5 protein-coding genes are annotated in these 13020 nt (G+C 56.0%); all 5 read right to left on the bottom strand.

Going from position 1 to position 13020, the window contains the following annotated elements:
• Nucleotides 1–23: 23 nt before the first annotated feature.
• The 5 genes from GP473_RS00640 to GP473_RS00620 all read right to left on the bottom strand — a co-directional run bounded on the left by GP473_RS00640 (nucleotide 24) and on the right by GP473_RS00620 (nucleotide 12764).
• Nucleotides 24–1697, bottom strand: coding sequence for an AMP-binding protein (locus tag GP473_RS00640; protein ID WP_186277227.1), 1674 nt, complete (start codon nucleotides 1695–1697; stop codon nucleotides 24–26).
• A 363-nt stretch (nucleotides 1698–2060) separates the two neighbouring features.
• Entirely contained in the window at nucleotides 2061–3773 is a 1713-nt protein-coding gene (locus GP473_RS00635) for an AMP-binding protein (RefSeq protein WP_186276953.1), read from the bottom strand.
• 187 nt (nucleotides 3774–3960) lie between these two features.
• Nucleotides 3961–5517: an acyl-CoA carboxylase subunit beta gene (locus GP473_RS00630; protein WP_186276952.1), complete on the bottom strand. Its 1557-nt coding sequence runs from the start codon at nucleotides 5515–5517 to the stop codon at nucleotides 3961–3963.
• 77 nt (nucleotides 5518–5594) lie between these two features.
• Nucleotides 5595–10655, bottom strand: coding sequence for a polyketide synthase Pks13 (pks13, locus tag GP473_RS00625; protein WP_186276951.1), 5061 nt, complete (start codon nucleotides 10653–10655; stop codon nucleotides 5595–5597).
• Nucleotides 10656–10910: 255 nt separating this feature from the next.
• Complete coding sequence (locus GP473_RS00620; protein ID WP_186276950.1) at nucleotides 10911–12764, bottom strand: FadD32-like long-chain-fatty-acid--AMP ligase; 1854 nt, start codon at nucleotides 12762–12764, stop codon at nucleotides 10911–10913.
• Between the last annotated feature and the right edge of the window lie 256 nt (nucleotides 12765–13020).

Genomic DNA, 13020 nt, shown 5'->3' with positions numbered 1-13020 from the left:
TGCTGCGCGCAGTGCCTCCGGTTTTAATCATCAATGCCGGGTAGCTTCCGCGGCATGACCTTTCCCGTGGGGTTACGAGGGAGTTCATCCATGAAGACAACTTCACGAGGGATAGCGGGCGCCAACAAGTTGTCACCCACCCATTTCTGCACAGCCTCTTCGGTGAGAGCTTCACCTTCTGGAGAATCCTCCCGCACGAGCCACACTTTCACGCGTTGGAAAGTGTCCTCATCCTTCACGCCGTGAGCAAAGAGGTCCTTAATTCCAGGCATAGAGTAGAGCACTTCCTCTACCGAGCGTGGGTAGACATTCTCACCACCGACGATGAGCATGTCATCGGCACGACCCAAAACAAACAGACGCCCCCCTTTGTCGACATAACCCTTATCTCCGATGGCCAGGAGACCTCGCTCGATGCGCATCTTGTCGCGTGGATTGGTGTAAGACCGCATAGTCATAATGCCTCGGCAAAAAATACGCCCCGGCTGATTCGGCCCGAGAGTCTTGCCATCTTCGTCAAGGATGCGCAGGCGCACACCACCAACTGGTTTACCAGCGGTCTCCGGCTGGGCGAGCAGTTCCTGGCAGTCGGCAATCGTCGCCACTGACACTTCAGTCGAACCATAGAAATTGCGGACTACGGGACCGAAGTAGTCCACCAATCCTTTGAAAAGATCAACGTGCATGGCATTGCCAGAAGAGACAATGAACTCCAGGTTCGCAACGTTGTAGTTCCCCTCGTTCGCAGCTTTTAGCTGGTCTTTCAGGAAGATTGGCGAACTGATTATCGCGGTGGCCTGGTATTTTTCTAGATCTTCCATCGCCTGCACTGGGTTAAATACTCGACGCAAGATTACCGTCGCCCGGTGTGCAATCGCAATATTCACATTTGCCCACCCCCAGGAATGGAACTGGGACGCAGTTTGCTGGATCATCATGTGCTCTCGCCAGCCAATACGCTGGATGATGTCGTTCATCGCCATTGGGAACAAAGGTTCACGGTGACGCACTCCCTTCGGGGTGCCAGACGTACCGGAGCTCATAATGACTATGGCACCCTGCTTAGGGAAGGCCTTGAGTTTCACCTCAGATTCGGAAGGTGCCTCCTCGATAAGCTGGTGGATCGATTTCCATTCAGGGTTAGAAACATGAGGTGCTGCTGGATCTGCCAGGTGACCCAAATAAACCTGGCATTTGTCCCAGTCAGCAGGGAGATGATGGCCGAACTCATCGTCAATGAAGATAGCATCCAGGTCGTGTTCGACGATGGACTCTTGCAGTTGGTGAGGAGAGGCCGCGACGTTGAGAAGATAGATGTCTGCGCCAACGAAGCCCTTTGCTGACAGCAACAGAGGGATTATACGGGAGTTCCGAGCCATCACGCCGATACGTTTTCCTTCACCCATACCGTGAGTTTCGAAATAACGAGCCAACGCTTCGGCCTGTTCCAGCATCTCACCGTAGGTGATCTCACCGAAATCATCGATGATAGCGACGCGATCCGGTTCTCCCTTAGCGGAGTACCACAGCTGACGGGAGCAGGTGAAACGGTACTTCACAATACCTTTAACAAAGTTGTACTTGCCCTTGAGACCGGTGCTCTTAATGGTCACTCCGGAACGCAGTAGGGGGACAATGCTCGTGGCAAGGGTTTTCAAGTCCACGGCTACGCCTTCCACCTGATACGCCTTGTTCATTAGCTTGTTCTTCAGCGTGTGCGGATTAGTACCTCGTGACACAGAAAAATCCTCGTCTATTCTCGTCGTTATCGTCTTTGTGTGGTCATGCAGTAGCGTCATCAGCCATCAAAAAGCATCCACTGTAAGCAACCTTTCGGAAGCTCGCGGATGCTCAGCGTTCTAATACAACGTATGCAACGGGAAAAAAGTTACCCACAATCGCAGAGTTTTTTAAAACACGGCAAAGAATATTCACGAGGTACACGTCTTCACGCAAAGCAAAACCTCACCAACAACCCCAGCGATTGTCGTGCACAGAAAGCATGTATCGCGAAGTAGTTGGTGAGGCGAATTGCGTAACAAGCCTAGACTCGTCTAGGTCTAATCCAGCCCCGGGAGTAAACGAGGCATCACCTTACCCGTGGGGTTACGAGGCAGCTCATCCATGAATTCCACATCGCGGGGGACGGCAGGATCCATCAGCTTCTCACGAACCCATTCCTGAACAGCTTCCTCAGTCAGTGCGGCGCCGGCCTCATTGTCATCGCGCACGAGCCATACCTTAATGCGCTGGAAAGTGTTCTCATCACTGACACCATGGGCGTAGAGATCCCTGATACCTGGCATTGAGAACAGGCATTCTTCCACAGAACGCGGGTAGATGTTCTCGCCGCCGACGATGATCATGTCATCAGCACGGCCGAGCACGAACAAACGTCCGTTCTCGTCCACATAGCCCTTATCGCCGATCTCATAGAGACCCCGTTGCATGATGGCCTTATCCCGCGGATTAGTGTAACCCCGCAGGCTCATCACGTTACGGCAGTAAATGCGACCAACTTCGTTCGGTGAGCATGGATTTCCCTTCTCATCCAGGATCTCCAAACGCGTACCACCAGCGGGCTTTCCGGTGGTCATCGGATATTTGAGAATATCCTCAGCGTCGGTCAGGGTGGCCACAGAGTTTTCAGTAGAGCCGTAGAAGTTACGGACAACAGGCCCAAAGAAGCCCACGAGGTCATGGAGGAGATCTTCGTGCAAAATATTGCCTGAGTTGACCACGAACTCTTGCTTCTCGATGTCGTAGTTGCCAGCCTTGGCCGCCTTCAGCTGTTCCTTAATGAAAATTGGCGACGTGATGATGGCTCGGCAGCGGTACTTCTCCAGATCTTCCATGGCTTGTACCGGATCGAAGACACGGCGCAGGATCACGGTGGAACGGTGAGCGATAGAAATATTGACGTTAGCCCAGCCCCATGCGTGGAAAAGCGACGCCGTCTGCTGAATAACGAGGTTTTCCTTCCATCCCACACGCTCGATGATGGATGGCAACGCGACGGGGTAGATGGGCTCGCGCAGACGTACTCCCTTCGGAGTACCGGAGGTACCGGAGCTCATGATGATGATGTCGCCCTGTTTAGGGAACGTCGCCAGTTTTTCCTCGGAAGGGCTCGGGGCAGCGGCGATGAGTTGTTCAAAAGTCTGCCACTCGGGGTTGGCCACCTTTGGGTTGTCCATGTCCTCGGCATAAGCCACATAGGTCTTGGACTTGGACCAGTCAGCGGGAAGATGATAGCCAAATTCTTCATCCATGAACACAGCATCCAAACTATGCTCCTCGATGCATTCTTGGAGCTGATGTGGGGAGGATGCAACGTTGAGCAGGTAGACGTTGAACCCGCAGAAGCCCTTGGCTGACAGCAGCAGAGGAATGATGCGTGAGTTTCGCGCGATCACTCCCACGCGTCCGTCGACGCCCATGTTGTTGGCCTGCAGATAACGCGCCAGAGCTTTGGCCTGATCCAGCATCTCTTTGTAGGTGATTTCGCCAAAGTCATCGATGATTGCTACACGATCTGGCTCTGCGTAGGCGGAATACCAGAGCTGTCGTGCGCAGGAAAAGCGGTACTGGGCGATGCCTCGGAAGAGGTTAACCTTGCCCATGGCCCCCTTGTTTCTCACCACGATTCCGGACTTCAGCAGCTTCGGAATTCCTGACAAGGTGTGCTTGACGTTGAGTGCCACGCCTTCTGCGTCAAATTTCTTCTTCGCGAGTTTTTGCTTGAGAGTCGCCGTTGGTTGAGATTCAGCCACAGGTACAGTCCTAACAATTGGTTGTGGGTACTTTTCACATTCCGTGTGTGTAGTGATCACATGGAAATGCGACACGCCAAACACTGAATGTTTGACAAAGAAATTACTACCCGTACCACTCTACATTCCTCAACTTATTGTCGAGACTTTTCGGGTAATTGAATGTGAAAATCGCTTCACGCGCACATCACATAGGCATAATGGTGTGCTTTTTTTCCGCCTCTAAAACCGTTTTATTCTTCAGCTGACGCAGTGCTCTACGCAAGCGAACTCGAGTCTCTTGCGGGTCAATAATCGCATCCAAATACCCCCGCTCAGCTGCGACGTAAGGGCTCGTCATATGTGCGTTATAAAAATCCATGAACATTTTCCGAGCTGCCGGACGAGCTTCCCCAGGCATCTGTGCCAATTGCTTGCCCTGCATCATCACCACTGCCGCTTCAGCTCCCATTACGGCGATTTGAGCCGTCGGCCACGCGAGGTTCACGTCCGCCCCGAGGTTCTTACTACCCATAACTGCATAAGCACCTCCGAAGGCTTTGCGCACAATGACGGTGATCTTCGGCACTGTCGCTTCCACCATCGCAAAACCCAACCGCGCACCTCGATGAATCAGACCGACCTTTTCTTGCTCCACGCCGGGGAGGTATCCGGGAGTGTCCACTACGAATACCAGCGGAATATTGTAGGCATCACAGATACGGATGAAACGCGCAGCTTTGTCCGCCGCATCCGCGTCGATACACCCCGCCAGAACTATCGGCTGATTAGCTACCACGCCAACGGCTTGTCCATCGATGCGCGCGAAACCAGTGAACATGTTCGGCCCGTATTCATCCTGAACCTCTAGTACATTTTCATCGTCAAAAATGCGCGTGAGCACTTCGAGAATGTCGTAGCCGGCATTCGGGTCGTCTGGAATCACGCTGGCTAGCTCACTATCGCGTTCGATGAGGTCATCACTTGGTGCCCAGAACTGCGGAGTCTCGTCGTACATCGACGATGGCAAGAAATCGAGGAGGTCTTTCACATAGTTAAAAGCTTCCTCCTCACTCGGTGCCACGTAGGAGATGTTGCCATTGCGTGCCTGCGCATGAGCCCCGCCGAGCTCCTCGTGGGAGATCTTTTCACCCGTCACCGACTCAATAACAGCGGGTCCTGTGACAAACATTTGCGTGCGCTTATCCACCGCGACAAGAAAGTCGGTAGTGACGGGTGCATAGACAGCTCCGCCTGCAGACGGACCAAGGAGAATCGATATCTGTGGGGATTGGCCTGAGAGGGGAAGTTGGCGTCGGGCAATTTCGGAGTACATCGCCAGGGAGGTCACGGCGTCTTGGATGCGCGCGCCACCGGAGTCGTTAATACCGATGATCGGGCAGCCTATGCGGGTAGCCATGTCCATGATCTCCACAACCTTCTTGCCAAAGGTCTCACCCACCGAACCACCGTAAACGGTCTTATCGTGCGCATATACCGCGACAGTTCGGCCGTTGATCTGGCCATAGCCAGTTACCACCCCATCGCCATAAGGAGCGTCCTTATCCCCCGGGGCTTTGCCGAGGGCTCCGATCTCAATGAAGGTGCCCTCGTCCAGCAGCGTGTCGATGCGCTGGCGTGGGGTGGTCAACCCAGCTTCGTCACGCTTGGCCTTGGCACGCTCCGAGCCCGGATCCTGCGCCTTGTCTAAACGGCGCTGGAGTTCTTCGAGCTTGGCTGCGGTCGTTGCCGTTGTGTCCGTCACGAATAGCTTCCTTCTTCTAGTCTGTTCTCTGGTCCGGGTCTTTAATCCGTCTCTTTTAGTCCGACGCCACCAAACACTCACTCAGCAGTTTCTTCAGAACCCTGAAGGTATCGAGTCAGCACCGCTCCGACAGTAGCGATCTCCGGCTCGTCGACGATCGCCAAATGATCCCCTTGGAGCTTCACAATCTCTAAATCGCGGACAATCTTTCCCCAGTTGCCATCTTCTGCGATCTCCGCGAAAGCCGGCTCCAATTCAATGGCTCCATCATGCATTCGTTCCGCACGGAAGAGGGTGACCGGGACATCGACCTGTGCCCACTGGCTGAAATTGAGGGAGTTTAGGATGCGGTTGTCCACGAAGCTTGCCCGCTGGTGTTCCAGCACCCCCGCGGGCAGACCGAGCTGGCTGACCAGAGGAGAGGCCAACATCTCCTGGAACTGCTGCATCATCACGTCCTCCCCCTGCTCTTCAAGCTGATCGTGGGGAACCTCCAACGGCAAGCCGTAGGTCTTCTGCGCAAAGTTGGCATAGCGATCCCAGCGGGCGTGCATCTCTTCCTTAGTATCCGGCGCAGGGTGTTTCGGCTGCACGGTATCTAGCAGGATAATGCGCTGCACCTGTGCGGATGTCTGTCCAGCTTCGGTACGCTGCTGCAGCTGGCTGGCCATCTCGTAGGCTAACGCTCCTCCGAAGCTCCAGCCTCCCACAATGATGGGCTGGCCTGCCGAGTACTCAGTGATCTCGTCAATGTAAGCTGCACACCTTTCAGCCAGCGAGCCTTCCACACGTTCCACTCCGTAGACCGGGACGTTGTCCGGGAGTCGGCGCACCAACGGCTGGTACACCACCGAAGAACCACCGGCGGGATGGAATAGGAACACAGAGGGGGTGCTCTGGTCTCCTTCCGCACGCTCCCGCAGCACGCGGATATTGCCCTCAACCTCTGTTTCCAGCTGTGCACGCACCTTGTCGCTGAGAGGCGCAAGTGAGTGAGCACTGTGAACATCTTCCGCTGTGATCTCCGCGCCGGATCGCTCCGACAAGCGCTCCGCGATAGCGGTAGCCTGAGAATCCGAGATATCCGGCAACACAGAGGTCACTCCCCCAGCAGCCTTACCTGTGATTTTGGCCCACGTCGCGAACACTAAGCGCTCTGAGGCATCACGCGGAGCTACTCCCCCGGCAGTGGCTGTGTAATCGGGGGTTTTCTCTTCCCTGCCTCCGGTCACTAGGGTCTCAGCGACCGAGGTGGTGCCGGCCGCGTCTCCACCAGCTAGGGTCTCAGCGGCCGAGGTGGCACCGGCTGTGTCTCCACCAGCTAGGGTCTCAGCGGCATACCGTTGCTCCACCATGTTTTCCACGATGGCAATCACGTCATCCACGGAACCGTCACGCAACGCCTGCACCTGCAATGGAGGAATGTCGAAGTCGTACTCCACCCGGTTTTTAATACGCATACCCATCAGGGAATCAAGGCCGAGGTCTATAAGAGGTAGCTCGCCAGGAAGATCCTCCACGTCATACCCCATGGATTCACTGACGATCTCCCGAAGACGCTCAGACACGGACTGCCCAGAGTTCGGATCCCAGCGCTGCGCATCAGTGTCCACCTCCGGGAGCTTATTGCGAGCGGACTGCGCCGATGTACTTCTGCCGGCAGAAACCGAGAGACTCTCGTCAGCTGAGGCGACACCAGCCGCTGCTCCGCTAGCTACGGCTCCCCCCTCTGGAGACTCAGAAGCCCCGGAAGTTTGAGGAGCTGCGGTTGCGCCAGTGGTGGCATCGAAAAGAGAAGAGATGAACGCCTCGCCCACCAACGGCATGTCAGGCGTCTCGGCATCATACACATTCGCAGCCCAACCACCCAGAGAACGCGTCACCATAGTGGTGAGCTTGCCGGAACTGAGCAATGGCCTATGTTCTTCGGTCGCCAGGACAGCCGCGGCGGGATCCAGATCCTCCGCAATCGCCTCCGCCAAAGCCAACATCGACGGAACCATATCTGCGTTCACAGAATATGCAATGGCACCACCCGGCAGATCCACTCGTGTGCCAGGCATGTCAACAACTGGGGCGGAAGAAGGACGGGCATTTGTCCAATACTGCGTGAGATTCCACTGAATACCGGGAACATCCGCCATTTCACCAGGGCCAACCAGCGCCTTAAGGTCGACATCTTGCCCCTGAACATACAACTCAGCCAGGAGATTACCTAAGGTCTCAGACACGGGTTCTTTGCGTTTGAGGACGCAGAGCAGCTGAGAGTCCATCGCATTGTGGGCAAAGGAGTTGTTCATCATCGGCATCAGCGCCACCGGATTGGGGGAGATCTCCACGAAGGTGCGGTAACCGTCGTCGAACTGCTGGCCGGTAGCGTCGGAGAACCACACCGGTTGGCGCGTGCAGCGCACAAAGTAGTCAGCGTCGTGGATCTTCTCCCCCGGCTGATACACGCGGTTGCGATCCACAGTGGAATACAGGGGCACCTCGATCGGACGAGCTTCGATATCGGAGATCTCGAAATGTAGTTCGCCCAGGATGGGGTCGAGCATGGAGGTGTGCCCCGCTCCCTTCACCTGCAGCAGGCGGGCAAATTTCCCTTCCCCCTCCAGGTATTCAACCAGCCTCGCCACCGGCTCCTTCGGACCACCCACGGTGGTCATACCCGGCGCGGCATAGACAGCCGGTTCGATCGCAGAAAACTCGGGGTGTTCAGCGGTGAATTTCTCTAATTCCTCCACGCCAAATTCCACCACGGCCATGGCACCTTGCTTGTCTTCTGGCAGTGATGACTCGCCCTCACCCATGAGGCGGGAACGGTGAGCGGCCACCCGGATGGTGTCTTCCTGCGACAGTCCTCCCACGGCATAGGCGGCGGCAATCTCTCCCATGGACTGACCAACAACAGCCGAAGGCTTGGCCCCCAAGCGGCGTAGCAGGTCGGTCAATGCGACCTGAATACAAGTGATTCCCACCTGCGCAGATTCTAGATCGTAGTTCTGCTCATCATCGAGCACCTTGTCCACCAGGGACCAGCCGGACTCCCGCTGCACGATCTCATCCAGCTCGTTCAGGCGAGCGGCAAAGAATGGAGATAGCTGGTACAGGTCCTTTGCCATTTTGCGATGGTGAGAACCAAACCCGGAGTACACCCACACGGCTCCCATGGTGTTCGAGGAGTCGGCCGACTTCGTTTTTCCTGTCTGCTTACCAGCGGCGATCCGGCTCATACCATCAATGGCGTCATCGATGTTCTTCGCCAGAGCTACGGCACGGGAACGTCCGTGGTTGTGGCCGGCTAGTCCCCGGGCGATGGTGTGCATGGACGGCGCCTTCGGAGAATCCTTTATTTCTTCCAGCCAAGCGACGAGCTCGGCGGCGGCAGCACGGCGGCGCGATGGTAAGAGGCCACTGACCGGCAGCAAGAATGTGGGTTCTGTTCCTTCGGCGTCGGCTGTATCAATGCCGATTGGCTCGTGACCTGGTTCTTTTTTACCGACGCCAGCCAGCCCCTTAGCATCCGCCTCATCCGGAGCAGCCATAACGATATGTGCATTCGTGCCACCGAAGCCAAAGCCGGACACACCGGCTAGTGGGCGGCCAGAGTATTCAGGCCATTCGCGACCATCCTCCACGACTTCCAGGTGCTCCCGCTCAAAGTCGATGTAGGGGTTTGGCCCCGAGTAGTTAATGCTCGGCGGGAGGATGCCCTCGCGCATGGCCATGGCAACCTTCATCACCCCAGCCACACCAGCAGCGGCTTCGGTGTGTCCAAAGTTAGTCTTCGCCGATCCGAGCAGGACGGGGCTTCCGGCATCACGTTCCTTGCCGAGCACCGCTCCCAGGGCAGTCGCTTCAATCGGATCACCCAAAATAGTGCCCGTACCGTGGGCTTCCACATAGTCCACATATGTCGGATCAAGTCCAGCGTCTGCATACGCTGCCTGCAAGACGGCCACTTGAGCATCCGGATTCGGTGCCGTCAAACCGTTTGAGCGGCCATCGGAGTTGATAGCCGAACCTTTGATGACAGCGAGGACATGATCGCCGTGGCGTCGAGCGTCAGATAAACGCTTAAGAACCACGACGCCGGCACCGTCAGCACGCACAATGCCATCGGCATCCTCGGAAAAAGCATGTATCGCACCCGTCGGGCTCATCAGACCCAGTTCGGAAAAAGCCACGGTGGCAAAGGGGTTCGCTAATAGATTCACGCCACCGGCGATAGCGACACAAGAGTCACCATCACGCAAGGAACGCACAGCTTGGTGAATCGCCACAAGAGAAGATGAGCACGCGGTATCCATCGCTACGGACGGGCCGCGGAAATCGAAGGTATAGGACACCCTATTAGCAATGATTGAGGTTGAGTTGCCGGTCAGCGCATAAGGATGTGCTTCCTTGGGATCCGCTGCGATGAGCATGCCGTAATCGTTGTTGGTGGAGCCCATGAACACACCCACAGGACGTCCGCGCAAGGTATTCGCCGGGATACCCGCATTTTCCAGCGCTTCCCACGTCAGTTGCAGAATGATCCGCTGCTGAGGATCCATGTTCGCGGCCTCCAGCGGTGACAGGCCGAAGAACTCGGCGTCGAAGGAGGCGATGTCTTCGATGTACCCACCCGTCAGCGTGGCCTCATCGATCCGACGCGCCATATCCTCGTCGCCGGAGAACTCTGACCAGCGCCCAGCTGGCACGTCACCGACGCCAGTCTTGTAGCCCACGAACATGTCCCACATTTCGTCGGCATTATTGGCACCTGGGTAGCGACCGGCCATACCGACGATCGCCACATCGCGATCCTCAGCCGCCAATGCACTGCCCGACCGCGAACGAACCGATGCGTCCGGAGTGGCAACTGGACGCGAGCGACCATTAATCAGGTAGTCAGACAGAGACGCGATGGAGTTAAACTCATAAGCCACCGTTGCATCCAAGGTGATGCCCATGAGGCGCTCCAGTTCACCAGATAGCACCACCACGTCGCGTGACGATAAGCCGAACTCTTCCATCGAGCGCTCGTCGGTAATATCCTTTACCGGCTGCCCGGTGGTATCTGAGACCCACTGACGCAACCATTCGCGCATCTGCTGCACGGTAGCAGGGCGGTTCATCGCGCTATTATCTGCCATGCGGAGTGTACGTTCCTTCCTCGGGTTAACACTGCACTGGGTCTCGTCATCGGCTCGCACGATGAATGCGAGCCAGCCGCGCGCCGTCGTAGCGCGCTTACAAGACCACCTCACGACTCTTAAGAAGAGCCACCAGTCTCGCTACATCCTAACGAGGAAAAGGGCTCAAACCTACGACCCCGGCCCACGTCAGGGCAAGAATTCTTACCTAATGGACGCGTGGTCGGGGTCGAAAGAACCTAGGTAGAACGTTCCCTAGTTAAATGCGCCGTCAGTGTATGCCTTAGCAGCCACACGGCGAGCGATCTTGTTCGCCGAGGAACGTGGAATACCACCAGGGTTGACGATGCGAATATCTTCCGGTTGGACGCCATGGATCTTTGTCACTGCTGCGCGAATCGCATCAATGGCGCCAGCATCACCAGATTCCTCTGCATCGGGGTCGCGTTCAGCAACGATGACCAAGCCTTCAATGTCTGCGCCCGCCGTAGAAAACGCAGCCACTACTCCCGGAGCAACCTGAGATGTCGCTTCGTCAGCGGTCACCTCGATGTCCTGTGGATAGTGGTTGCGACCAGCCACAATGATCAGATCCTTGAGACGCCCAGTGATGTAGACGTTGTCATCCACAATCACAGCCAGATCACCGGTGCGCATCCAGTTATCCTCTGGAGCATTGCCCGCGCGGCTATTTTCTGTGCGATGCGATTGCGGCAATGCATTACGGAACGTCTCGGTGGTTTCGTCCTCGCGCCCCAGGTAGCCGGCGGCCATATTCTCTCCATTGACCCATATCTCACCCACCTTCCCGTCCTCGAGTTCTCTCCCCGTATCTGGGTCAACGATAACCAATACTTGAGGGGAACAGACCTGCCCGACAGACATCAGTGGCATGGCCTTATCGTCCCCGTCGGCAAGCTCTACAGCGGTGCCGGTGGCGAGTTTCTCGCGGTCCAGATAGACAGTCTTTGGACGATCTGAGGTCTGCGGAGTAGTAACCAGCAGCGTGGCCTCAGCCAGACCATAAGACGGGCGCATGGCCTCGCGTTTTAAGCCATAGTTTCCAAAGATCTCCAAGAACCTTTCAACAGAGGCCTTCGTCACCGGCTCGGAGCCGTTAATCACACCATCGACACGGGAGAGATCAAGGTCTTTCAAGGACTCCACATTCTCCGGGTTAGCGTAACGATTAGCTAATTCCATCGCGAAATTCGGCACGACGGTATATACGTTCTCATCGTCGCTGCGTTTGGACAGCTGTCGCGCCCAGCGCGCGGGGTCTTGGATAAAGTCGCGGGGGCTCATCAGATCGAAAGGCACGCCTAGCAGTATCACGAAGGCAGCCAGGATGATTCCCATGTCATGATGGAGTGGCAACCAAGTCACCAACCGCATCGGAGACTGCAACTTAGCTGCCGCAAAAATCTGCAACACATTTGTCACGATGGACTTGTGAGTGAGGATCACACCAGCAGGAGTGCGGGTAGATCCAGACGTGTATTGCAGGAAGGCTTCGTCGGTGGATTGGGGGGCCAACGATGGATCTTGCATGATCGCGACCATCGGGTTGACCCACTCTTGCGCCAGGGAATCAGGTAGCGCGTCGACAGTGAGCACTCGTGGACGTTTCCCAGCTGGGGTGTCTGAGAAGTATGTGCGCACGGCCGCGGCTGATCGCTTGTTGGTCAACACAACGGTTGGCTCAGACGAACCCAGTACTGCTTTGAGGTGACCGGAATGGCCTGGCTCATTCGGATCATAAAGGGGCACCGGAACCATCCTGGCGTACATTGCTCCCAAGAAGGAGTACAGGTATTCCGGAGAGTTATTTGCCAGGATTGCTACTCGATCGCCTGGTTGTGCAACTTGTTGCAAACGCACGCACACAGCTTTGATGCGGGTATTGACAGCTGCTCGGTCGATCTCGTGGACCGTGCCTTCGCGGGAGTCAGAGAAGTCCCAGTAACGAATGAGCGGATTCTCGTGAGTCCCCTCCATCTGCGCCATGGCATAGAGCATCTCGCACATCCCGGACAGGGTCAGCTGATCCGGGACATTAATGTTGCCCTTCTCATCGAAGAACTGTCCCATTGCTGCTTGAATATCCATGCGTATTCCCCTTCTCTATACGGTTTGTACGGTGTGTCTCGACGTCCTTTTGTGCACAGAGGCACTCGACGGTCATAAATTGTCTACTGGATCAGTTAATTATTTTCTAGGCACCAACAAGTGAAGCATAAGAAATGACCAGAGGACGACATTTGGGTGTTTTTCCTGTGCTTTTCCATCCGCTAGCTGCCCACATGCGCGCACTGTGACATGCCCTAGCAGCGCACCATTACCCCACTTGGTTAATCGAATTTAT

The sequence above is a fragment of the Corynebacterium anserum genome (assembly GCF_014262665.1).
Lineage (GTDB): Bacteria > Actinomycetota > Actinomycetes > Mycobacteriales > Mycobacteriaceae > Corynebacterium > Corynebacterium anserum.
The sequence above is the reverse complement of the archived record's forward strand: the minus strand, read 5'-3'. Positions and strand labels throughout refer to the sequence as shown.